Annotated in this window: 21 protein-coding genes; 11 read left to right on the top strand and 10 right to left on the bottom strand. The window is 75.5% G+C overall.

The window, feature by feature from the left end:
- Nucleotides 1-155: 155 nt before the first annotated feature.
- The 3 genes from ABZ234_RS22710 to ABZ234_RS22720 are packed head-to-tail and all read left to right on the top strand — an operon-like array spanning nucleotide 156 to nucleotide 3,882.
- On the top strand, nucleotides 156-2,396 hold the full coding sequence (locus ABZ234_RS22710) for a polyprenyl synthetase family protein (protein ID WP_355013390.1): 2,241 nt from the start codon (nucleotides 156-158) through the stop codon (nucleotides 2,394-2,396).
- Between the two features lie 2 nt (nucleotides 2,397-2,398).
- The gene (locus ABZ234_RS22715; RefSeq protein ID WP_355013365.1) at nucleotides 2,399-3,079 is read left to right on the top strand and encodes an ABC transporter ATP-binding protein; all 681 of its coding nucleotides are present in this window, start codon (nucleotides 2,399-2,401) and stop codon (nucleotides 3,077-3,079) included.
- Nucleotides 3,076-3,882: an ABC transporter permease gene (locus ABZ234_RS22720; RefSeq protein ID WP_355013366.1), complete on the top strand. Its 807-nt coding sequence runs from the start codon at nucleotides 3,076-3,078 to the stop codon at nucleotides 3,880-3,882. Before ABZ234_RS22715 ends, ABZ234_RS22720 begins: the two co-directional genes overlap by 4 nt.
- A 126-nt stretch (nucleotides 3,883-4,008) precedes the next feature.
- On the opposite strand, the gene ABZ234_RS22725 is transcribed toward ABZ234_RS22720, so the two are convergent.
- The 8 genes from ABZ234_RS22725 to ABZ234_RS22760 all read right to left on the bottom strand — a co-directional run bounded on the left by ABZ234_RS22725 (nucleotide 4,009) and on the right by ABZ234_RS22760 (nucleotide 10,910).
- Complete coding sequence (locus tag ABZ234_RS22725; RefSeq protein ID WP_355013367.1) at nucleotides 4,009-4,662, bottom strand: DUF6518 family protein; 654 nt, start codon at nucleotides 4,660-4,662, stop codon at nucleotides 4,009-4,011.
- Entirely contained in the window at nucleotides 4,659-5,792 is a 1,134-nt protein-coding gene (locus tag ABZ234_RS22730; protein ID WP_355013368.1) for a lysylphosphatidylglycerol synthase transmembrane domain-containing protein, read from the bottom strand. The genes ABZ234_RS22725 and ABZ234_RS22730 overlap by 4 nt, the downstream gene beginning before the upstream one ends.
- Nucleotides 5,793-6,105: 313 nt before the next feature.
- Entirely contained in the window at nucleotides 6,106-6,894 is a 789-nt protein-coding gene (locus ABZ234_RS22735) for a class I SAM-dependent methyltransferase (protein WP_355013369.1), read from the bottom strand.
- Nucleotides 6,891-7,949 (bottom strand): glycosyltransferase family 4 protein, encoded by a 1,059-nt coding sequence (locus ABZ234_RS22740; RefSeq protein ID WP_355013370.1) that lies wholly within the window; start codon nucleotides 7,947-7,949, stop codon nucleotides 6,891-6,893. Before ABZ234_RS22740 ends, ABZ234_RS22735 begins: the two co-directional genes overlap by 4 nt.
- On the bottom strand, nucleotides 7,946-8,329 hold the full coding sequence (locus ABZ234_RS22745; RefSeq protein WP_330162148.1) for a 6-carboxytetrahydropterin synthase: 384 nt from the start codon (nucleotides 8,327-8,329) through the stop codon (nucleotides 7,946-7,948). Before ABZ234_RS22745 ends, ABZ234_RS22740 begins: the two co-directional genes overlap by 4 nt.
- 178 nt (nucleotides 8,330-8,507) lie before the next feature.
- Entirely contained in the window at nucleotides 8,508-9,488 is a 981-nt protein-coding gene (locus ABZ234_RS22750) for a zinc-binding alcohol dehydrogenase (RefSeq protein WP_267949864.1), read from the bottom strand.
- The gene (locus ABZ234_RS22755; protein WP_267949865.1) at nucleotides 9,485-10,219 is read right to left on the bottom strand and encodes a CDP-alcohol phosphatidyltransferase family protein; all 735 of its coding nucleotides are present in this window, start codon (nucleotides 10,217-10,219) and stop codon (nucleotides 9,485-9,487) included. The genes ABZ234_RS22750 and ABZ234_RS22755 overlap by 4 nt, the downstream gene beginning before the upstream one ends.
- A complete protein-coding gene (locus tag ABZ234_RS22760) occupies nucleotides 10,212-10,910 on the bottom strand; it encodes a GTP cyclohydrolase II (protein WP_355013371.1) in 699 nt (232 codons plus the stop codon). Before ABZ234_RS22760 ends, ABZ234_RS22755 begins: the two co-directional genes overlap by 8 nt.
- Nucleotides 10,911-11,254: 344 nt before the next feature.
- On the opposite strand from ABZ234_RS22760, the gene ABZ234_RS22765 reads away from it, so the two are divergent.
- Both ABZ234_RS22765 and ABZ234_RS22770 read left to right on the top strand, forming a co-directional pair.
- The gene (locus tag ABZ234_RS22765; RefSeq protein ID WP_355013391.1) at nucleotides 11,255-13,522 is read left to right on the top strand and encodes a rhamnogalacturonan lyase; all 2,268 of its coding nucleotides are present in this window, start codon (nucleotides 11,255-11,257) and stop codon (nucleotides 13,520-13,522) included.
- 163 nt (nucleotides 13,523-13,685) lie between these two features.
- Nucleotides 13,686-13,877, top strand: coding sequence for a hypothetical protein (locus ABZ234_RS22770; RefSeq protein ID WP_344181351.1), 192 nt, complete (start codon nucleotides 13,686-13,688; stop codon nucleotides 13,875-13,877).
- 105 nt (nucleotides 13,878-13,982) lie between these two features.
- Here ABZ234_RS22770 and ABZ234_RS22775 read toward each other — a convergent pair whose 3' ends face one another.
- Nucleotides 13,983-15,032, bottom strand: a complete 1,050-nt coding sequence (locus ABZ234_RS22775) for a LacI family DNA-binding transcriptional regulator (RefSeq protein WP_355013372.1) — start codon at nucleotides 15,030-15,032, stop codon at nucleotides 13,983-13,985.
- 323 nt (nucleotides 15,033-15,355) lie between these two features.
- On the opposite strand from ABZ234_RS22775, the gene ABZ234_RS22780 reads away from it, so the two are divergent.
- The 5 genes from ABZ234_RS22780 to ABZ234_RS22800 all read left to right on the top strand — a co-directional run bounded on the left by ABZ234_RS22780 (nucleotide 15,356) and on the right by ABZ234_RS22800 (nucleotide 20,462).
- Nucleotides 15,356-16,876 (top strand): sugar ABC transporter ATP-binding protein, encoded by a 1,521-nt coding sequence (locus ABZ234_RS22780; protein ID WP_355013373.1) that lies wholly within the window; start codon nucleotides 15,356-15,358, stop codon nucleotides 16,874-16,876.
- Nucleotides 16,873-17,919, top strand: a complete 1,047-nt coding sequence (locus ABZ234_RS22785) for an ABC transporter permease (protein ID WP_355013374.1) — start codon at nucleotides 16,873-16,875, stop codon at nucleotides 17,917-17,919. Before ABZ234_RS22780 ends, ABZ234_RS22785 begins: the two co-directional genes overlap by 4 nt.
- The gene (locus tag ABZ234_RS22790; protein ID WP_355013375.1) at nucleotides 17,903-19,006 is read left to right on the top strand and encodes an ABC transporter permease; all 1,104 of its coding nucleotides are present in this window, start codon (nucleotides 17,903-17,905) and stop codon (nucleotides 19,004-19,006) included. The genes ABZ234_RS22785 and ABZ234_RS22790 overlap by 17 nt, the downstream gene beginning before the upstream one ends.
- Nucleotides 19,003-20,067 carry a rhamnose ABC transporter substrate-binding protein gene (gene rhaS / locus ABZ234_RS22795; RefSeq protein ID WP_355013376.1) on the top strand — a complete coding sequence of 355 codons (1,065 nt, stop codon included), beginning with the start codon at nucleotides 19,003-19,005 and terminating at the stop codon, nucleotides 20,065-20,067. The genes ABZ234_RS22790 and rhaS overlap by 4 nt, the downstream gene beginning before the upstream one ends.
- Before the next feature lie 77 nt (nucleotides 20,068-20,144).
- Complete coding sequence (locus ABZ234_RS22800) at nucleotides 20,145-20,462, top strand: L-rhamnose mutarotase (protein ID WP_355013377.1); 318 nt, start codon at nucleotides 20,145-20,147, stop codon at nucleotides 20,460-20,462.
- 73 nt (nucleotides 20,463-20,535) lie between these two features.
- Here ABZ234_RS22800 and ABZ234_RS22805 read toward each other — a convergent pair whose 3' ends face one another.
- Nucleotides 20,536-21,171, bottom strand: coding sequence for a hypothetical protein (locus tag ABZ234_RS22805; RefSeq protein ID WP_355013392.1), 636 nt, complete (start codon nucleotides 21,169-21,171; stop codon nucleotides 20,536-20,538).
- A gap of 56 nt (nucleotides 21,172-21,227) precedes the next feature.
- On the opposite strand from ABZ234_RS22805, the gene ABZ234_RS22810 reads away from it, so the two are divergent.
- Nucleotides 21,228-21,512, top strand: coding sequence for a hypothetical protein (locus ABZ234_RS22810; protein WP_355013393.1), 285 nt, complete (start codon nucleotides 21,228-21,230; stop codon nucleotides 21,510-21,512).
- The last annotated feature ends 503 nt before the right edge of the window (nucleotides 21,513-22,015 follow it).

The raw sequence follows: 22,015 nt of genomic DNA on the forward strand, positions 1-22,015 counted from the left end.
CTCCGGCGCGATAGATTCGCCGGTGGGCCGTATTTCAGGGTGTCGGGCACGGGGTGGTTTCTGTTCCCGTGCCCTGTGCCCCCTTCGGGAGAACGGTCCGTTCGGAAAACAGCAGCGGTCTGTCGACCTTCTTCCGTGAGGAGAGACGTGTGAGCATGGCGACGACGCCCGAGGACGACACGGACCGGCGGGCGCGCGCCGGCGCCGCCGCGCGCACCCCGCCGGGGACGGACCACGACGAGGGCTACTGGCGGTTCGTCACCTGGCTCGACGACGGCGGCGCCACCGTCGGCCTCACCGTCCATGTGGCCCGGTACGGGGCCGAGAGCGCGGACGGCCGCCCCACCCACGCCCACGCCGCCACCTGGCACGTCCGCGACCGGGGGACGGGCCACCGTGCCGACGCCTCCTGGACGGACACCGGGTTCCTCGACCTGGCGCGCGCCGCGGCCGAGAACGACCCCTTCCTGGACCGCAGCGTGCGCGCCGCGATGCTGGACCTCCTCAAGCCCGGCGACGGGCTGTACCCCGACCGCGAGCTGCCCGGGCCCGTGGTGGCGGCCGAGGACCGCCTCGACCTCGACTACGGCGGTGTCGTCCGCCTGCGCGCGGACGGGGACCGCCTCCTCCTCGACCTGCGCGGCGACGAGGGCTCCTGGCGCCTGCGTCTCACCCCCGCGGCGCCCGCGTCCCCCCACACGGCCGTGGACGGCCTCCCCTCGGCGCGGCCGTCCCGGGTCGTGCCGCGTGTCGTCGTGGAGGGGACCCGGACCGATGCCGACGGGGAGCGGCCCGTCCACGGTACGGGCTGGTACGAGCGCGTCCTGCCGGACGCTCCCCGCGACGCGGCCGGACCGGTCCCGGACAGCGAACCCGTGTGGACCCGTGCCGTGGCGCTCCTGGACGACGGATGGACCGTCACCGCCACGCGGCGCGGCCGGGTGGACGCCCTCACGGGGCGGACCCGCACCGAGCCGGTGGAGGTCCTGCTGCACTCGCCGGAGGGGGGTTGCACGACGGTGCGGGCGAGCGTGACCGACGCCGCGACCTGGACCTCCCTGGCCAGCCTGCGCGTCCACGTCACCGAGTGGGTGATCGAGGCCCACGGCGGTCTGCGCCTGCGGGTGCGGGCGTGGTCCCCCTCCCAGGAGTCCCGCGCCCTCCTCCACGGCACCGGCACCCTCGTGGCCCACGCCGACGTCGAGGGCGTCCGGGACGGTGTGCCCGTCCGCGGACGCGGACACCTGGAATCCCGCCCGGCCGGCAGGATCACGCGCTTCGAGCCCCACATGCGCGGTATAGAGGCCGTGGTGAGGGAGGAACTGAGGCGCGTCTACCCCGACCGCCCGGACCGGGACGCCCTCACCGCACTCGCGGGTCTGGAGGAGCGCCCCGGGGTGCTCGACGCCTCGACGGCGGACGACCTGCACGCCGCGCTCGTCCGCCCCCTCCGCCACACCACGGACGGCGCGGGCAAGGGCATGCGGACCTACCTGTGGTTGCAGATCGTGGACCTGTACGGAGGAGACCCCCAACGGCTCCGGCCCATGCTCGCGGTCATCGAGGCACTCCAGACGGGCAACCTCATGATCGACGACATCCAGGACCGCTCGCCCATGCGCAGGGGGCGGCCCGCCGCCCACACGGTGTTCGGGGACGCGCTGACGATCAACGCCGGGACGCACGCCTACTTCCTCGTCGACCAGGTCCTCCCCCCGCTCGTGCGCGGGGACGACCGCCTGCTCCTGGCCGTGTACCGGATCGTCATGGGCATCATGCGCGCCGGGCACGCGGGCCAGGCACTGGACATCACCGGCCACGCCGCCGCGATGGACGAGGCCGTGCGCACCGGTGAGGCCGACCCCCTCCTGAGCCGGATCCGCACCGCCCACCTCCTCAAGACGGCCCTGCCCATACGCAGCCTGGCCGAGATCGCCGCGCTCCTGTCCGGTGCCTCCGAGGAGCAGCTCCGGGGCGTCCGCGTCTACGGGGAGAAGGTCGGCCTGGCCTTCCAGATCGGAGACGACATGCTGGACCTGAGGGGGGTCACCGTGCGCGACCCCTCCGGAGCGCTGACGTCCACCAAACTCCGGGCCGAGGACCTGCGGGAGGGCAAGGTGACGATGCCCCTGGCCCACGCCGTCGCCCTCCTGCCCCCCGACCGCGTACGCGTGATCTGGGAACGCGTGCGGACAGGCGTGGCGGACGAGGCGGAGGCCGCGGAGATCGCCGACGAGCTCATCGCCTGCGGCGCGGTGCGGGCCTGCGAGGACGAGTGCCGCGCGCTGGTCGACGAGGGCTGGGGGCGGTTGCGGGGGGACCTGCCCCGGAACTGGTCGGCGCTGGGGCTCCACGCCCTGGGGACCTGGGCCGTCCACCGGAACGCGGAGTGCTGAGCATGGTACGTTCCGCGTCACCGAGCCCGCAGGGGACGGCCGGCACGCCCGCGCCCGCCACGTCAACGCTGAGCGTCCGAGGCGTCCACAAGTCCTACGGCCACCACCGCGTACTCCGCGGCGCCGACCTGGAACTGCCCCCGGGGTGCCTGGGCGGTGTGGTCGGCGAGAACGGCGCCGGCAAGTCCACCCTCCTGCGGATCCTCGCCGGACAGCTGTCGCCCGACCGGGGGGAGGTGGCCTACGCCGGGCGGCTGGGGTACTGCCCCCAGCACACGGTCCTCAACCCGTCCTTCACCGTGGAACAGCACCTGCGGTTCTTCCAGGTCGCCTACGACCTGCCGGGCCTGGCGCTGGCCCACGAGCTCATGGACCTCCTGTCGTTCGCCGGGTACCGGCGCCACCGTGTGGGCTCCCTCAGCGGGGGGACCCGGCAGAAGCTCAACCTCACCCTGGCCCTCATGCACGATCCGCCCCTGCTGCTCCTCGACGAGCCCTACCAGGGCTTCGACTGGGAGACCTACGAACGCTTCTGGGAGCTGGCCGCCCGCCTGCGCGACCGGGGCCGGTCGGTGCTGGTGGTCTCCCACATCGCCTTCGACACGACCCGCTTCGACCGCCTGTGGCGACTGGAACAGGGCCGACCGGTACCGGCGTCCACAGGAGCGGGGGAGGGGCGGTGAACGTGCGTCGGGCCTGGGACCGCTACCGGACCGCGACGGTGTTCGCGGTCACCGAGCACCTGCGCAACCGCCTGGCCCTCGTGCTCGTGCTGGGCTTCGTGCCGCTGTGGATCACCCTGGTCCACCTGGTGATCGCCGACGGCGACGTCACGTTCCTGCTGCGCGCCAGCGGCGACCACCTGACGGTGAACGGCAACCACATCAGCCAGATCTCGGGGGCAGTCAACGCCGTCACGCTCATCGTCGGCTTCATGATGTTCATCGTGACGTTCCGGTCGGTCGGCTTCGACGAGAGGCTGGTCCTGGCGGGCTATCCCCGCAGTCACCTGCTGGCGGGCAAGCTCACGGCGCTGGTCCTGGCCACGGCGGCGGTGTGCGCCTACGCCACGGCGGTGACGGCCGTGTACTGGACCCCCGAGCGGCCGGTGGCGCTGTGGATGGCGCTGTGCGGGGCCGCGCTCGCGTTCGGCGGGATCGGGATCGCCCTCGGGGTGGCCCTGCGCGGGGAGCTGGAGGGCATGTTCGTCGTCATCATGCTCAGCATCATCGACATGGGGCTCCAGAACCCGGTGGCCAACCCCGCCGCCGACAGCGACGTCGTGCGCTACCTGCCCGCCTACGGGACCATGCAGTCGGGAACGGCGGCGGGGTTCGTGGAGGACGTCCCCTGGGCCCACATGGCGCTGGGGCCGCTGTGGTTCGTGTGTGCGGTGGTGGTGGCAGGGACGGTGCTGTGGATGCGCACCCGTGACCGCCGTTCGCCCCTGGCCGGGATGCGCAGGGGTGTTCCGCGTAGGGGATGAGGGACGCCCCGCCGAACCGCCGTGCGCGGCGCCCCCGGGGGGCAGGACCCGCGGCCGCCGGGAGGGGCGACCCCCTCCCGGCGGCCGCGGGTCCGGGACGGTCCGCGGAACACGGCCCGGGCCCGGTCAGAACCAGAACCACTGGATCGGGTTCATGCCGTAGACGGCGACGAACGCGCCGCCGACGACCGCGGTGACGGCCACCGAGGTCAGGACCGGGCGCCGCGCGGGAAAGCGCCGCGCGCACGCCCACACCAGGAAGGCCAGGCCCGCGGCGACGGACGCGCTCCAGTAGGCCACCGAGGTGGTCTCGGCGACCACGAGGTGCCCGTAGACCCCCTCGCCGATGAGCACACCGCTGAGCATGCCCGTGCCCCAGGGGGCGAAGCCGGTGCGAAAGCGCAGGGAGTGGGCCGTCAGGCCGAGGAAGGGGCCCACCAGGACGGCCGCGGTGAGCCAGAAGGCCGTGGTGCCCGTCGAGGCGTGGTAGCCGCGCAGGACCGAGGCCAGGTCGTAGCCGAGCATCATGCACGCCAGCGCCGCCGCGGCGGCGGCCACGGCCGCCCACCGGCGCCGGGGCAGCAGGGCGAGGAGGAACGCCGCCACGCTCCAGGAACCGCTGGAGTTGCTCAGGGAGTTCAGGTGGAAGGGCAGCCATCCCTGGCTGAAGGAGGTCAGCGCGCCGATGGCCAGACCGCCGAGCGCGGCCGCGGCGAGGGCGCCCACGGAGGCGGCGAGGCCGGGGGGTGTCGGGTGCGGGGTCGTCGTAGAGGTGCTCATGCCTGCGTCATCGCCTCTCCGGGCCCGCCGGGTTCGGCGGCGGGGGCAACGAATGCATGACGCCGCCCGGGCCCCTCGCGGTGGCGGCCCCGGCGCAGGTCCGCGCTCGCGTCCCCGTCCGCACGGCGCGCAGCGCGGGCGGCGCCCGGGCGCCCCCGGGCACGGAGGCGCAGCGGCGACCGCGACACGAGGACCGCCGCGCCGGGCAGCGCGGCGACCAGGGAGAGGAGGCCGTAGAGCACCGAGACCGTCACCCCGGTGGCGGCGCCCAGGCCGGCCGCGCCGAACGCCAGCGCCGTGACCGCCTCGCGCGGCCCCCAGCCGCCGACGTTCACCGGCAGGCTCATCGCCAGCAGGGCCAGCACCACCAGGGGGACCAGCTGCTGCACCGGCGCGGTGACACCGGCGAGGCGCGCCGCCACCGCGAACAGGGTCACGTGCCCGGCCAGCGCCGCCGCGGACAGCAGAACCACGCGCGGCCAGCGCGCGAACACCCCCGAGCGGACGTCGGCCGCGGCGGTGCGCAGGGCCCGCCACCAGCGGGTTCCGCGGGCACGGCCCGCCCGCAGGCCGAACGCCGCCGCCAGGGCGACCGCCGCGACCGAGCCCGACGCCGCCCCCACCGCCCACAGGCCCGGACCGAGCAGCGCGGCCGGAAGGGCGAGGAGCAGCGCGGCTCCCGTCGCAGCCAGCACCGCCTGCCCCACCATGCGCTCCAGGACCACAGCGCGCACGCCCCGCCCGAGGTCGCCGCTGTACCGGCCGTGGCCGACCGCGCGGTTCACGTCCCCGAGTACCCCGGCGGGCAGCACCGCGTTCAGGAACACGGACAAGTAGTAGTCGGCCACCGCGCGCCGGAACGGGAGGCACAGGCCCACCCCGAGCGCCACCTCCCGCCAGCGGCACGCGCACAGCACCGTCGTCGCCGCGCCGATCCCGAGGGCTGTCAGGACCGGGCCGGCGCCCACGGCCGAGAAGGCGTCGGTGAACGTCCCGCCGGGGAACCACCACACCACCGCCGCCAGGATCGCGGCCCCGGCCGAGGTCCGGGCCCACACCCGCCACCGGCGGGACGGGGCGCCGCCGGTTCGCGGCCCCTCCCGTGTCCCCCGTGCGGTCGTGGCGGTCATGCGCTCGTCGCCCCTCCGACGTCGGCGGTCCCGGCGGGGCCGCCGCGGTCCACCGTGCCTTCTCCGGGCGGCCGCGGCGTGCTCCGAGGGCGTGCCGGTTCCGCGCCCGGGCGCCCCGTCCGACCCGGAGGGGCGTATGTCCCGCACCTACCCGGGGCGGCGCGCCCGTATCCCGGAGCGGACGGCCCCGGCCGCTCCCGCGGGGAGCCCGCGACCGGCGGTCCGGGCGTGCCGCCCACCGGGCGGCGGCGTCCGGGGCCCGGCGGCCCGCCCGGGGACCGGGACGCGCACGGCGGGCCCGGTCGCGCCGCGCTCATCCGCGGGCCGGGGGACGCGGGAGCACCAGCAGGTCGGTGTGGTGGACCGTCACGCCGAGCTCCCCCCGCGCGCACTCCTCCAGCCTCCGCTCCAGGTACGCGGCGCCGGGGAGCGAGGGGTCCTGCTCGACGGCGGCGCCCGCCCAGCCCCGCAGCCAGGCCCGCGTCAGCGCCGCGTCCCGGGGCCCCAGGCGCCACGGGCTCGGGAACATCCGCACCTGCCGGCCCAGGTCCTCGAACGCGGCGGCCGCGGCCCCGACCGCCTCCGGTCCCAGCCGGCCCTCCCGCCTCTGGTGGGCGTCGAACGCCTCCGCGAACGCCGCGTCCGACGGGTCCCCGGGCGAGAACTCCACCCGCCCGACCACCGAGAGCGAGAACAGCGCCGGGCACCCGGAGGCGGACACCGCCTCCGCGAGCGCCGCGACCTCGGCCCCGGTGAGCAGGTCGAGGAGCGCCGAGGCCACCACGAGGGTCGCCCCCTCCAGGTCGCGGGCGCACAGCGCCGCCACGTCCCGGCGGAGGGTCCGCACGGAATCGGCGGGGACCCGCCTCCCCGCCTCCTCCAGCAGGGCCGGGTCGCGGTCGAACAGGAGCCAGTGCTGGGGCCGGGGCAGCCGCGGCCCCAGCCAGCGCCCCAGCGACCCCGTCCCGCAGCCCAGGTCGGCGACCACCCGCCCGTGGCCGGCCAGGAGCGCGAGCGGGGCGGTGGAGCGGGCCCGCGCGTCCGCGCCCTCGCGCAGGGCCAGCCACTCCGGCGCGAACGCCGGGACACCGGTCGTGCTCAAGGCGTCGCCTCCCCGTCCAGGACGGCCGCCATGCGCCGGGCCGTCTCCTCCCATCCTGCCAAGCCCTCCCGCCGTGCGCGGGCCGAACGCCCCAGACGGGAGCGGAGGCCGGGGTCGGTGAGCCAGCGCCGCAGGGCGGCGGCCAGGGCCCCCGGGTCCCCGGGAGGCACCAGCAGCCCCGGACGGGAGCCGTCCGGGGCGGAGCCCAGAGCCTCGGGCACCCCGCCCACCGATGTCGCGGCCACGGGGACGCCCCGGGCCAGCGCCTCGGTCACGACCATGCCGTAGGTCTCCCCGCGCGAGGGCAGGACGAGGAGGTCGCAAGCGGTGTAGGCGGCCTCCAGGTCCGCGCCGGTGAGGGGCCCGGTGAAGGCCACCCGGTCCGCGAGGCCGTGCTCGCGGACCAGGCCGCGGAGGCGGGCCGCGTGTGCCCCCGCGTCCCCGGACGGGACCGGGCCGACGCACGCGCATCCCCAGGGCAGGTCCGCCAGCGCGGCGAGCGCGGACACGAGGACGTCGTGCCCCTTGCGCGGGGTCACCGAGGCCACGCACAGCAGGCGCGTGCCGTCGCCGACGGGGGAGAGGGGCGCCGGGTCCGCGCCGGGCTCGACCACGTGCACGCCTTCCACCCCGTGGTGGGCGGACACCCGCCGCGCCGCCCACCGGCTCGTCGCCACCACGGCGGAGGCGGCCCGCAGGACCGCACGCTCACGCGAGTCCAGGGCGGCGGCCCGCGCCTCGGGAAGCCCCGTCTCGTCGGCCAGCGGCAGGTGCACCAGGACCACCAGCCGCAACCGGGGCGCGTGGGGGAGCAGGACCTCGGGCACCCCGCAGGCGACGAGGCCGTCCAGGAGCACCGCGGCCCCGTCGGGGACGCCCTCCAGCACGCGGGAGAGGCCGGCCCGCGCGGCGGGGTCCGCGACGGGCCAGGCCCCGGGCACCGCCTCCTCCCGCACCGGGCGCCCCAGCCCGGCGAGGGCCTCGCGCAGGCGGCGGTCGTAGACCCCGCCGCCGCTGGGAGCGCCCCCGTGCGGGACGACGAGGACGGTCCTCACAGCTCGCGCTCGTAGCTCGCCCAGGCCACGTGCGACTCGTGCAGGGTGACCGCGACCGAGTCCAGGCCCCGCGCCCTCGCGTCGATGCGCTCCACCAGCCGGTCCGCGACCACCCTGGCCAGGAACTCCGTGGTGGTGTTCACCCCGGCGAAGTCCGGTTCCTCGTCCAGGTTGCGGTAGTTGAGCTCGGCGACCAGCCCTCCCAGTTCACGGGTGGCCAGGCCGATGTCCACCACGATGTTGTCCGCGTCGAGTTCGCGGCGGCGGAAGGTGGCGTCCACGACGAACGTCGCCCCGTGCAGCCGCTGGGCGGGGCCGAACACCGCTCCGCGGAAACTGTGGGCGACCATCAGGTGGTCGCGGACGGTGACGCTGTACATCGGCGGGCTCCTCTGCGGTGGGGGCCGGCCGGACGTTCCGGCCGGCGTCGTGGTGGGGGAGGCCGTTCGGCGGGCGCGGACGCACGTCCGGTCCGCCCGCGCCCGTGCGCGGGACGCGGGTTCGACCGGTCGACGTGGTGGCCGACCACGGCCGCGCCCGCGCGGGACGCGGCGGCGTTCAGGGCTCCGGGTAGACGATGCGGTGGCACAGGGCGGGGAGGCTCCCGTCGGCGAGGCGCGGCATCACCGCCGGCAGCTCCTCGAACGGGCTCTCCCCGGTGACCAGTGCGTCGAAGACGGGGTCGGACAGCAGCTCCAGTGCGAGGTCGAGACGGTCGCCGTGCCCCCGCGACCCCCGGCGCGCGGGGGAGACCGCCCCGACCTGGCTGGAGCGCACGGTCAGGCGGCGCGAGTGGAAGCCCTCGCCCAGGGGCACGCACACCCGCCGGTCCCCGTACCAGCTCATCTCCACCACCTCCCCCTCGTCGCGGACCAGTTCCAGGGAGCGCTCCAGCCCCGCGGGGTCGGCGCTGGTGTGGAAGACCCGGTCGCGCCCGACGCCGGCGTCCCCGGGGAGCGCGAACTCCACCCCGAGCCGCTCCGCCAGGTCCGCGCGCCCGGGGTCGACGTCCACCAGCTGCACCCGCACCCCCGGCACCCGGGAAGCCAGCCGGGCCACGGTGCACCCGACCATCCCCGCGCCGACCACCGTCAGCCGGTCGCCGAGCAGCGGCGGGGCGTCCCAGAGCGCGTTCACCGCCGTCTCCACCGCCCCCGCCAGGACCGCGCGCCCCGGGGGCACGTCCCCGGGCACCGGCCGCAGCGCCCCGACCGGGAGCACGAACCGCGTCTGGTGCGGGAACAGGCTGAACACCGTCGTGCCCACCAGGTCCGGCGCGCCCTCCTCCACGACGCCGACGTTGAGGTAGCCGTACTTGAACGCGGAGCCGAAGTCCCCCTCCTGGAAGGGCGCCCGCATCACCTGCCGCTGGCTCGGCGGCACCGCGCCGCGGAACACCAGGGCCTCGGTGCCCCGGCTCACCCCCGAGTACAGGGAGCGCACCACCGCCTCGCCGGGCCCGGGAGGGGGCAGCACGCCCTCCCGGATCTCGCCCTCGCCGGGCGATCCCACCCAGAACGCCCGTGCCGTACGGCTCATGACCCTCCTCCTCGCCGTGCGCCGGTCCCGTGTCCGACGGCCCGCGTGCCGCCCGCCCCCGGCCCGGCCCGCCACAGCCCCGCGACGTCGCGCCCGAAGGACCAGGCCAGCAGCGCCAGGGCGCCCGCGGCCAGGGCCGTCGCACCCCCCGCGGGAACGACCGGGGCGGCGGCCGCCACCAGGGCCACGCCCTGGACGGCGGCCACCGCCTTGCGCGCCCGGCTCGGCGCCAGCGGTCCGCGCATCCACGGCGCCGCCCGCCCGGCGGCGACGAACGCGTACCGCATCGCGCCGATCGCCAGCACCCACCACCCCAGCTCCGCCGCCACCCGCACGCTCAGCACCAGGATCAGGAAGGCGTCCGCCTCCATGTCGAACCGCGCCCCGAACGACGACTCGGTCCCCGTGCGCCGGGCGACCAGGCCGTCCACGAGGTCCAGGGCCAGCGCGACCGACGCCAGGGCGACCAGGGGCCAGGCCGGACCGCCGTCCGCCACCAGGGCGACCACGCCGCCGATGAGCACCGACCGCGCCAGCGTCACCAGGTCCGCGGGACCCAGCCGGGACCGCCCGGACCTGCGCACCGCCCACGCCACGGCGGCCGCCCCCGCCAGCAGGAAGCCGGTACCGGCCGCCCAGCCCGCCGGGCCCAGGCCCGGGGCCCACGCGAGCAGCACCAGCAGCGCCGCCTGCGCGCACGCGGCGGCCCCCAGGGCCGCGGGATCACCCACGCGGACCGTCCAGGTGCGGGAGGTCGTGGCCCAGCCGGTCCCGCTTGGCGGTCAGGTACGCCACGTTCTCCCGGCGTGCGGGCATCAGCAGCGGAACCCGGGAGGCCACCTCCACCCCGTGCTCCCGGAGCGCCCGCACCTTGGCCGGGTTGTTCGACAGGAGCCGCACCGACCGCACCCCCAGGTGGAGCAGGATCCGCGCGGCCGGACCGTAGTCGCGCACGTCCACGGGCAGCCCCAGGGCGGTCGCCGAGTCCACGGTGTCCAGGCCGTGCGCGTCCTGGACGGCGAGGGTGCGCACCTTCTCCACCAGCCCGATCCCGCGTCCCTCGTGCCCGCGCAGGTACACGACCACGCCCCGCCCCTCGGCGCAGATCAGGTCCAGGGCGGCCTCCAGCTGGTCCCCGCACTCACAGCGCAGCGCTCCGAAGACGTCGCCGGTCACGCACTCCGAGTGCGCCCGGGCCAGCACGTCCTCGCCCCCGCACACCTCGCCCAGAACCAGCGCGGCGTGCTCCCGGCCGTCGGAGGGGTCCCGCAGGGCCACGATGCGGAACGGCCCCCGCCTGGTGGCGAGCTCCGCCTCGGCCACGGCCGCGGGGCCCACGGCCGGCACTCCCGCGCCCAGCCCCTCCGGCCCCGCCCCGTCCGAACGGCTCCCGTCCGCCCCGCCCACGCCCTGACAGCTCATAAGCCCCCTCGATCCGTCTCGGAACAGCGGCCACACACGCCCGGTGCCCGGTGGCCCCCCGGGGAAAACCTCGCACAGGTCGGGCGCGGGGCCGGGGAGGCGCGGGCCGGGGCCGGCGGGGGCTCCGCCCCGCCCCCGGCCCGTCCGGCCGAAGGCGTCGGGGCCCGTTCCGCGGACTGCCCCGCTCCGCCCTCCACGACCGGGGGCAGGCCGGGGGCCTTGGCTGGAAAGCGCTTGCCCAGTAGGGTGGGCCACCCCGGCACGAGGAGGCGCCGCCCGTGGACATCCCCCGGAGTCCCGTCCTGAGAAGAAGCCCCCTGATCGCAGGTGTGTGCGCGGTCGTCCTGGCCGCCTCCGCCGGCCCCGCCCCGGCCGAGCCGCGGGACGGCCCGGGGATCCGGCTGGAGCGGCTGGACCGGGGCCTGGTCGCGGTCCAGGCCGAGGACGGCGTCCTCCTGAGCTGGCGGCTGCTCGCCCACGAGGTCACCGGGCACACGGACACCGGGCTCAGGGGGCCGAGGTTCGCCGTGTACCGGGACGGCAGGGGCATCGCGACCGTGGCGGACAGCACCAACCTCCTCGACCCCGGGGGCTCGGAGGACTCCCGGTACGAGGTCGTGCCGCTGCCGAGGAGCTCCGGCGGACGGCTCGACATCGGCCCCGCCGGCGAGGCGTCCGTGTGGGCGGACGGCCACCACGACCTGCCCCTGCGCAAGCCGGAGGGCGGCACGACCCCGGCGGGGGAGCGGTACGGGTACACCGCCAACGACGTGGCCGTGGGAGACGTGGACGGCGACGGCCGGTACGAGTTCGTCGTCAAGTGGGAGCCCACCAACGCCAAGGACGTCTCCCAGCGGGGGTACACCGGCAACACCTACGTGGACACCTACACGCTGGAGGGCGAACTGCTGCACCGCGTCGACCTGGGCGTGAACATCCGCTCGGGGGCGCACTACACCCAGTTCCTCGTCTACGACCTCGACGGCGACGGACGGTCCGAGCTGATGCTCAAGACCGCGCCGGGGACCAGGACGCTGTCCTTCGACGGGGACGGGGGCGTGACGGAGGAGTACGTGACGCTGCCGGAGGAGGACGTCGCGGCCGGCCACGGCCACGGCGACGACCACCGGATGAGCGCGGCGGACTACCACGAGCACCTGGTCGGGATGTTCCAGGACTGGCACGGGCACCCCGAGGTGGTGGCGGGGAACTGGCCCGGCACCGTGGAGGAGGCCCTGGGCCTGGAACCGGAGTACGACCACCCGCTCGACAGGGACGACGCCGCCGCGCTCGCGGACTTCTTCGTGGACGAGTACGCCCCGGGGCGCAGCGGGCGCAACCTGCTCCGGGAGTTCGAGGGCTTCGTCGTGGACGGCCCGGAGTACCTGACCGTCTTCGACGGCCTGACCGGCGCGGAGCTGGACACCGTCCGCTACGAGCCGGGCCGGGGCGACGACGGGCTCCTGTGGGGCGACTACGCCATGGCGCGCATCGAACCGGGCAACCGGGTCGACCGCTTCCTGGCGGGCGTGGCCTACCTGGACGGCGAGCGCCCGTCGGCGGTGTTCGCCCGGGGCTACTACACGCGCTCGGCCGTGGCGGCCTACGACTTCGACGGCGAGTCGATCCGCCGCCGCTGGCTGGCCGACAGCGGACACGTCCCGATGGACAACCCCTTCGACGCCTCGCCGCACGCGGGCCGGGGCTCGGACCCCGCGCTGGGCGCGCTGGCCGGACAGGGGTTCCACTCCCTGGACGTGGCCGACGTGGACGGGGACGGGCGCCAGGAGATCGTCTACGGAGCGGCGACGCTGGACGACGACGGGACGCTCCTGTACTCCTCGCACGCCCCCGGGCCCCCCGGAAGCGCGGTGGAGGGCGAGTACACCAAGCTCGGGCACGGCGACGCGATGCACGTGGGGGACCTCGACCCGGACCGGGACGGCCTGGAGGTCTGGACGGTGCACGAGGGGGGCGCGCACGCGCCCTACGGCTTCGCGATGCGCGACGCCGCCACGGGGGAGGTCCTCTTCGGCGGGTACACGGGCGTGGACACCGGCAGGGCCATGGTCGGCGACATCGACCCGGACGTCCCCGGGCTGGAGGCGTGGTCCTCGATGCCCCCCGGCGACGACGTCGAGGCCGGGCTGTGGAGCGCCGGCGGGGAGTACCTGGGGGACAGGACCCCGGGCACCGACATGAGCATCCGCTGGGCCGCCGACATGACCACCCAGGTCGTGGAGCGCACCGGGACCGGGGAGCAGGCGCAGGTCCCGACGGTCGTGGACTGGAGGCGCGGCACGCTGCTCACCGCGGAGGGGACCCTCACCAACAACGGGACGAAGGGGAACCCCGCCCTCGTCGCGGACGTGCTCGGCGACTGGCGGGAGGAACTGGTCCTGCGCACCGCGGACAGCACGGCCCTCAGGATCCACACGAGCACCGAGGTGACCGACCGCAAGCTTCACACGCTCATGCAGGACCCCCAGTACCGGGTGGGCGCGGCCCGGCAGCAGACCGGTTACAACCAGCCCGCCCAGCCGTCCTTCCACCTGGGGTCGGACACCGACTGGGCGAGGGTCCCGGTGCCCGACGCCGTCTACCCGGAGTAACCGTCGGGCGTCAGCCGTACCGGCGGCGGCCGTCGCGCGGGGCCCCGGCCGCCGCCCGGTTCGGCCGCCGGCCGCGGCCCCGGGGCCTGCGCTACCGTGCGGACTCCGGCACCCGGCCGCGCACCGTGCCCGGGAGCGGTGCCGGGCGGAGGAGGGCGCGCGGATGGGCTCGGTGGGCGAGGTGCTGCTGGCGGTCCTGGTCGTCGCCGTGGTGGGCGTGGTCCCGCTGGTCGTCATGGGGGCGGGCATGGTGCGCGAGATGCGGGACGGGTCCGGCCCCGGCGACGGCCACCGGGGCGGGGGCGAGGGCGGGTCCGGGGGCGGTGACGGCGGGGGAGGGGGCGGCGGCTGCTGAGAGCCCCCGGCCACGGCCCCGCGGCCCCCCGCCGATCCGGTCCGTCATCGGCATCGCGGTGCGGGTGCGCAGCTCGTCATCGCCCACGGCCGGGACGCCGCGCGGTCAGGAGCGGTACGCGGCGGTGGACCCCCGCACCACCAGCTCCGGGGTGAAGAGGACGCGCTCGTGCCGGTGGCCGGGGTCGTCGAGCTCCGAGCGGAGCAGCCGCATCGCCGCGCGCCCGAGGTCGTACTTGGGCTGGGCGACGGTGGTCAGCCCAGGGTGGACCAGGTCGGCGAGGTCGACGTTGTCGTAGCCGACCACCGAGATGTCGTCCGGCACGCGCAGGCCGCGCCGCCCCAGGCCCTTCATGAGGCCGAGGGCGAGCTGGTCGTTGGCGCAGAACACCGCCTGCGGCCGCTGGCGCGGACCGCCGGCCAGTACCGCGTCCACGGCGCGTTCGCCCTGCTGGGGGTTGAGCAGCGGCTGCTCGACCACCCGGACGTGGGCGTCGGGGTCCATGCCGGACTCCGTGAAGGCGTCGAGCAGCCCCTGGTGGCGGCGCCGCACCTGCTCGATGGCGAAGGGACCGGTCAGGAAGGTGACCCGCTCGTGTCCCAGGCCGATGAGGTGGCGCCCCGCGGCGAGGCCGCCCGCGTGGTTGTCGACGCTGACGCTGCACCCGACCTCCTCGGCGACGTCGCCCCGGTCCAGCGCGACCCAGGAGGTGCCCTGGTGGCTCAGCCACAGCAGGTCGGACAGGTCGTCGTCCACCGGCATCACCACCGCGCCCGCGGCGCGCTGCTCGGCGAGCAGGCGCACGTTGCGCCGCTGCCTGTCCTGGGCCTCGGCGGAGTTGAGGAGCACCACGGCCAGCCCCGCCCCGGCGGCCTCGTCCTCCACGCCGCGCGCGACCTCGGTGAAGAAGGGGTTGGTGACGTCCAGGACGAGCAGGCCCACGGATCCGCTGCGGCCCGACCGCAGGCTGCTGCCGGAGGAGTTGCGCACGTAGTCGAGCTCGGCGATGGCGGCCTCGACCCTGGCCCTGGTGGCCTCGGCGACGCGCTCGGGGCGGTTGAGGACGTTGGAGACGGTGCCCGGGGAGACCCCGGCGTGCCGGGCGACCTCGGTGATGCCCACGGAGGGGCGGGTGGATCGGGGCCTGGTGGACAAGGAGCTTCTCCCGGGGCGTGTTCGTACGGTCATCAGGGGACTGCGCGAACGCATGCTACTGATCCGGCCCCGATGCGCGGGGCATCATGCTCACACCCGGATTGAAACGTGTCAACAACCATCCTGTGACGGGGCCTTCCCGCGCCTCGGTATCCGGGGTCGGCCGACCTCCTCCCGGAGGCCGTTACCAGGGCGATACCTGGCAATTCCATGGTGATCCTCTTGACGGGGGTGTGTGTTCCACTTAACATCCCCTTCATATTAAAACGTTTTTGTAATGTTCGACGGATCCTCGTCGAACCAGCACCGGAGAAGGAGGGCACGTGGACCCGACAGAGGTCCCTCCACCCCTCGCGCTGGTGGACGTCACCAAGTCCTTCGGGAGCGTCAGGGCCCTGCGGGGGCTGTCCCTGGAACTGCGCCCCGGGGAGATCCACGCGCTGGTCGGCGAGAACGGGGCCGGCAAGTCCACCCTGGTCAAGACCATCGCGGGCGTACACCGGCCCGACAGCGGGCAGCTCCTGGTCGACGGGGTCCCGACCGCTTTCGGGGTGCCGGCCGACGCCCAGCGCGCCGGCGTCGCCGTCATCCACCAGGAGCCCACCCTGTTCCCCGACCTGTCGGTCGCCGAGAACATCTTCGTCGGCCGCCAGCCCCTCACCCGCCTGCGCACCATCGACCGCAAGCGCATGCGGAGCGACACCGGGGAGGCCTTCGCCCGCCTCGGCGTCGACATGGACCCCGACCGCCCCGCACGCGGCCTCTCCATCGCCGACCAGCAGCTCGTCGAGATCGCCAAGGCCCTCACGCGGCGCGCCCGGGTCCTGGTCATGGACGAGCCCACGGCCGCCCTCTCCGGTGTGGAGGCCGAACGCCTCTTCACCGTCGCCCGCACCCTGCGCGACTCCGGGGCGGCCCTGCTGTTCATCTCCCACCGCTTCGACGAGGTCTTCGCCCTCTGCGACCGCATCACGGTCGTCCGCGACGGCGCGTTCGTCTCCTGCGACCCCACCCCCGACCTGGACGTGGACACCGTCGTGCGGCGCATGGTCGGACGCGACGTCACCAGCCTCTACCCCAAGGAGGACGCCGAGCGCGGCGACACCGTCCTGGAGGTCGACGGACTCACACGCCGCGGCGTGTTCGCCGACGTGTCCTTCCGGGTGAGGGCCGGCGAGATCGTGGCCCTGGCCGGCCTCGTCGGCGCCGGGCGCAGCGAGGTCGTCCGCGCGGTCTTCGGCGTCGACCGCTACGACGCGGGCGCCGTCCGCGTCCACGGCACGCCCCTGCCCGCGGGCCGCCCCAGGGCGGCCATGGCCGCGGGCATGGCCCTGGTCCCCGAGGACCGCCGCCAGCAGGGCCTGGTCATGGAGTCCTCCATCGAACGCAACGCGACCGCCACCCGCCGCCGGCCCCTCAGCCGCTTCGGCCTCCTGCGCCCGCGCGCCGAGCGCGACTCCGCCCGCGAGTGGGGCGAACGGCTCGAACTCCGCTACGGCCGCATCGACGACCCCGTCTCCACCCTCTCCGGCGGCAACCAGCAGAAGGTCGTCCTCGCCAAGTGGCTCTCCACCGAGCCGAGGGTGCTGTTCGTGGACGAGCCCACGCGCGGCATCGACGTCGGGACCAAGGCGGAGGTCCACCGCCTGCTCTCCACCCTCGCGGGACGGGGGCTCGCCATCGTCATGGTCTCCAGCGAGCTCCCCGAGGTCCTCGGCATGGCCGACCGGGTCCTGGTCATGCACGAGGGCAGAATCACCGCCGAGATCGACCGCGCCGACGCCGACGAGGAGTCCGTCATGTACGCGGCCACCGGACAGCGACCGAACGGGGCCGCCCGATGAACGCGCCCCCCACCGCCCCCGGGGCCTCCGCGGCGGCCCCTCCCCGGCCCCCCGGACGCCCGGCCCGGCGCCGGCGGCAGTTCCGCGAACTCGGCGTGCTGCTCGCGGTCGTCCTGCTGATCACCGCCACCTGGCTGCACAACCCAGGGTTCCTGTCCGCCCAGGGCGTCCGCGACCTGTTCCTGGGCGCCACCGTCCTGGCGGTCCTGGCCGCCGGCCAGGCCCTCGTCCTCATCACCAGGAACGTCGACCTCTCGGTCGGATCGGTGATGGGGCTGTCGGCCTTCGGCACCGGCGCCCTCTTCGTGGCCCTCCCCGGCCTGCCGGTCCCCGTGGCCATGCTCGCCGGCATCCTCATCGGCCTCGCGTGCGGGCTGGCCAACGGCCTGCTCGTCACGACCGCACAGGTACCCGCACTGGTCGTCACGCTGGGCACCCTCTACGCCTACCGGGGCCTCGGCCACTGGTGGGCGGACGGCGGCCAGGTCAACGCCACCGACATGCCCGCGTCCTTCCTGCTCCTGGGTCGGGTCGGCGTCCTCGGCGTACCGCTGCCGGCCGCGATCGCCATCGCGGTGGTCGCCGCCGTCGGCTTCTACCTCGCCAACCACCGCTCCGGCCGCGAGCTGTACGCCATCGGCTCCAACGCCGACGCGGCACGCCTGTCCGGCATTCCGGCGGGGCGCCGGATCATCCTGGCCTTCGCCGCCAACGGAGCCCTGGCGGGCCTCGCCGGGGTCCTGTTCGCCGCCCGCTACGGCACCGTCGACTCCACCGTCGGCACCGGCATGGAACTCCAGGTGGTGGCCGCCGCGGTCGTCGGCGGCGTCGCCATCGCCGGCGGCGTCGGCACCGTCTACGGGGCCGCCCTCGGCGCCGTCCTGCTCACCACCATCACCGCCGCCCTGCCCATCTGGCAGATCAACCCGTTCTGGCACCAGGCCGTGGTGGGCACGCTCATCCTGGCCGCCATCGGCCTGGACCGGCTGCTCGCGCTGCGCACGGCGCGCAAGCTTCGAGGAGGAGGTGCCCGTGGCGCCTGAACGCACCGCCGCCCCGGCCCGGGCGGCCGCCCCGGCCCGGGCGGCCGCACCGGACACGCGGACGGCCGGCTCCCGGGCCAGGGCCCTGCTCTCCGCCCGGGAGGCCCCCGTCGTCGGCGCGCTCGTGGTGGCCCTGCTCGGCGCCGGACTGTTCGTCGACATGTTCGCCACCGGCCGCAACATCGACTTCCTGGTGCTGAGCATCGCCGCCATCGCCCTGATGGCCCTGCCGATGACGCTCATCGTCATCACCGGCGAGATCGACCTGTCGGTGGCCAGCACGCTCGCCCTCACCAGCGCCACCCTGGGCGTGCTCTGGGAGGCCGGGGTCCCCATCGAGACGGCCCTGTGGATCTGCCTGGCCGTCGGCGCGGCGCTGGGCGCGCTCAACGGGTTCCTGGTCACCGTCTGCGGACTGCCCTCCCTGGCCGTCACCATCGGCACCATGGCCCTGTACCGGGGGCTCGCCTACGTGCTCCTCGGCGACCGCGCCGTCGCCAGCTACCCCCGCGACTGGGTCGGCGGAGCCCGCGCGCCCTTCCTCGGCATCGAGGGCCTGCCGTGGATCGCCGTGGCCGTCCTCGTCCTGGCCGCCGCCTTCGCGGTCCTGCTCCACGCCACCGGGGTCGGCCGGTCCCTGTTCGACATCGGCAACAACGACGAGGCCGCCCGCTTCTCGGGGGTCCCCGTCGCGTGGACCAGGTTCTGGCTGTTCACGCTCAGCGGCGTCGTCGCCTCCGGCGCCGGGATCTTCTGGACCCTCCAGTACGGCACCTCCCGCGCCGACACCGCCTTCGGCCTGGAGCTGCAGGTCGTCGCCGCCGTCCTCCTCGGCGGGGTGTCCATCTTCGGCGGGGTCGGCTCGGTCCTGGGGGTCATGAGCGGCGTCCTGCTCCTCGGGACCATCCGCAACGCCCTCCAGCTGTTCGGCATCAGCAGCGAGGTCCTCCAGATCGTCACCGGCCTCATCCTCATCGCCTCCGTCGTCACCCCCAACATCGCGGCCCGGGTCCGTGCCGCACGCGAACCCCGCCCCCGAGCCGCGGCGGCCCCCGCGCCCGACCCCACCCAGGGAGAACCCTCATGACCGACCCCCGCCCCCGACACCTGCTGCTGGCCGCCTCCGCGTTCGCCGTGCTGATGACCGCCGCCTGCGGCGGCACCACCATCGACGACGCGCAGGAGGAGGAAGCCTCCGGTCCGACCGGTACCGCCGACCCGGACGCCGAGATCCCCGAGGGACTCAGGATGGACTTCCTGCCCAAACAGCTCAACAACCCCTACTCCGACATCGTCAACGAGGGCGGCGCCGTCGCCGTCGAGGAGCTGGCCGGGGAGTTCACCGAGCGGGGCGGCACCGAACCCACCGCCGACTCCCAGGTCGAGTACATCAACGCGGCCAGCCAGGCGGGCAGCGACGTCATCGTCATCGCCGCCAACGACCCCGACGCGGTGTGCCCCTCCCTCGACCAGGCCAGGGACAACGGCGCCGCCATCGTCGGCTACGACTCCAACGCCAGCTGCACGGACATCTTCGTCAACCAGTCCTCCGACGAGCTCATCGGCCGCACCCTGGTCGAGATGATCTCCGAGCAGATCGGCGGCGAGGGCACCTTCGCCGTCCTGTCCGCCACCCCCAACGCCACCAACCAGAACTCCTGGATCGCCGCCATGGAGGAGGTCCTGGCGGAGGAGGAGTACGCGGGCCTCGAACTGGTCGACACCGTCTACGGCAACGACGACGACCTCCAGTCCTTCCAGGAGATGCAGGGGCTCATGCAGTCCCACCCCGACCTGGACGGCGTGGTCTCCCCGACCACCGTCGGCATCGCCGCGGCGGCCCGCTACGTCAGCGACTCCGAGTACAAGGGCGAGGTCGCCATCACCGGCCTGGGCACCCCCAACCAGATGCGCGAGTTCGTGGAGGACGGCACCGTCGACTCCTTCGCGCTGTGGAACCCCGAGGAGCTCGGCTACCTCGCCGGGTACGCGGGAGCCTCGCTGAGCGCGGGACGCATCACCGGGGCCGAGGGAGAGACCTTCGAGGCCGGGGACCTGGGCGAGTACACCGTCGGGGCCGACGGCGAGATCGTCCTCGGCCCGCCGACCGTCTTCGACGCCGACAACATCGACGACTTCGACTTCTGATCCGGCCCACCGCAGTCCGCGGCGGGCGGAGGGGAGCCCTCCGCCCGCCGCCTTCCACCCACCGGGAGGACCACGCCGTGCAGCGTGTCTGCTTCATCCTCAAGGTCCGCGCCGACCGCCTCGACGAGTACCGGGAACGGCACGCCGACGTCTGGCCCGAGATGCGCGAGGCGCTCTCCGCCGCGGGCTGGCACAACTACTCCCTGTTCAGCACCGACGAGGGCACCGTCGTCGGCTACCTGGAGACCGACGACTTCGACGCGGCCCGGGAGGCCATGGCGCGCACCGGAGTCAACGCCCGCTGGCAGGCCGAGATGGCGCCCTTCTTCGAGGGCCTGCCCGGCCGCCCCGACGAGGGCATGGTCCCACTGCCCGAGCTCTTCCACCTGCCCTGACCCCTCTCCCGCCCCCCTCGGCACGGGCCGCCCCCCGCGGGCCGGGCGGGGAGCCCCGGCCGGGGGCGCGGGGTCAGTCCGCGGGGAGCTCCACCCGGATCTCCCCGCCCAGGGAGGCCCCGCCCTCCAGTTCGAGGTCGTCGCCGCTCCAGAACCGCCCCGGGTCGTAGTACCCGGTGCGGCGGCCCCTCGGCAGCAGCCCCATCTCCTCGTAGGTCAGGGCGATCACCTCGGCGCAGTAGGCGGTCTCCAGCGCCCGCTCGCGCGAGCGCCTCCCGAACGGCATGCGCCGCAGGGGCAGGCGACCGCGCGCCCACCTCGCCGCCAGCTGCGCGGTGGAGGGGAAGGGGGTGCCGTCGAGCCGCGCCACGGCGCGCAGGGCGGCGTCCTCCATCGCCCGGGTGGCCAGGGGGTCGAGCTGGCGGACCCAGCCCTGCTGCCCGTACTTGCGGCCCCACACCAGGACGGCGTCGCGGAGGTCGTGCAGCTGCACGCCGCGCTGGTGCCGTCCCGTCCACACGTCGGGCAGGGAGCGGCCCAGCTCCGCGTGCCACATCAGCGGTGGGAGGTCCTCCACCACGATGGACATGCCGACGTGGTTGACGGGGCTGTTGGTGGTGATCTGGATGGCGCGGTCGGGCACGCTCGTGCCCCGGAAGACCCACACGTCACCGGTCCGGGTGAGCTCCAGCGCCTCGTTCAGGGACATACTCGTGTCTGCCACAGGGATAGCCTAGGCACATGCGATGGTGGAAAGTCCTTGGAGTGGCCGCTTTCGTGGGCGTCGCGGCGACCGGCGCGGTGATCGCGCGCGCCGAGCGGCAGCGCCGCGCCTACACGCCCGAACAGGTCAGGGACCGGTTGCGCGCACGCGTCGCCGAGGCCGAGGCGGCGCAGGGCCCCGCCGCGTCCGCCCCGGCGCTCCCCGCGCCCGACGACCCCGGGATGCCCGCCTGGCGCCAGATGCTGCTCGGCGCCGTGAGCCGCCACCCCAGGGTCGACCGCGGCCCCGGCCACGAACCCCGCGAAGGCGACCCCGAGCGGGCCTGACACCCCTCCGGCCTCCTCCCGGGGCGTGCCCCCGGAGCCCCCGGCCCCCGGTCGGGCCCCGCCGGAACGGTGCCGGCCTCCCCGCCTCCGTCCGTCCCTCCGGGGCGGTGCGACGCCGTTCGGCGCCCGCCCCGCGCCGCCCGCTCCCGGTCCCCGGGGTTCCCCCGGCGCCCGGAGCGCTTCTCCCGCCCGGGGGTCTTCCCGCCGCTCCGTGCCATGCCCGGCGGAAGGGGCAGCCGCGTCCCGCGGCTCTCCCGCGCCACCGCTTTCCCTGCCGTCCCGCGGCCCCCTCGCGCCGCCCGGCCCGCCCGGAGCGCGTCCCTCCGCCGCCCCGCCTGTCGTGGCCGGCGGTCCGGTCCGGTGCGTTCGGTCACGGGGCGCGGCCCGTCCCCGACCGGCGGGCCGCGGCGTACCGCTGTCGCCGGGCCGGGGGACGCGCCGCCCCGAAGGGGTCTGACCTGGGCGGACGCGGACCGGGTGGTCCGTCGTGGGCCGCCCGGGAG

It is taken from the genome of Nocardiopsis sp. NPDC006198, from assembly GCF_040613895.1.
GTDB classification, from domain to species: Bacteria; Actinomycetota; Actinomycetes; order Streptosporangiales; family Streptosporangiaceae; genus Nocardiopsis; species Nocardiopsis tropica.

Coding starts and splice junctions, on each gene's coding strand:
- ABZ234_RS22710 (WP_355013390.1), top strand. CDS start 156: ATGGCGACGACGCCCGAGGACGACACGGACCGGCGGGCGCGCGCCGGC.
- ABZ234_RS22715 (WP_355013365.1), top strand. CDS start 2,399: ATGGTACGTTCCGCGTCACCGAGCCCGCAGGGGACGGCCGGCACGCCC.
- ABZ234_RS22725 (WP_355013367.1), bottom strand. CDS start 4,662: ATGAGCACCTCTACGACGACCCCGCACCCGACACCCCCCGGCCTCGCC.
- ABZ234_RS22730 (WP_355013368.1), bottom strand. CDS start 5,792: ATGACCGCCACGACCGCACGGGGGACACGGGAGGGGCCGCGAACCGGC.
- ABZ234_RS22745 (WP_330162148.1), bottom strand. CDS start 8,329: ATGTACAGCGTCACCGTCCGCGACCACCTGATGGTCGCCCACAGTTTC.
- ABZ234_RS22750 (WP_267949864.1), bottom strand. CDS start 9,488: ATGAGCCGTACGGCACGGGCGTTCTGGGTGGGATCGCCCGGCGAGGGC.
- ABZ234_RS22760 (WP_355013371.1), bottom strand. CDS start 10,910: ATGAGCTGTCAGGGCGTGGGCGGGGCGGACGGGAGCCGTTCGGACGGG.
- ABZ234_RS22770 (WP_344181351.1), top strand. CDS start 13,686: ATGGGCTCGGTGGGCGAGGTGCTGCTGGCGGTCCTGGTCGTCGCCGTG.
- ABZ234_RS22785 (WP_355013374.1), top strand. CDS start 16,873: ATGAACGCGCCCCCCACCGCCCCCGGGGCCTCCGCGGCGGCCCCTCCC.
- rhaS (WP_355013376.1), top strand. CDS start 19,003: ATGACCGACCCCCGCCCCCGACACCTGCTGCTGGCCGCCTCCGCGTTC.
- ABZ234_RS22805 (WP_355013392.1), bottom strand. CDS start 21,171: ATGTCCCTGAACGAGGCGCTGGAGCTCACCCGGACCGGTGACGTGTGG.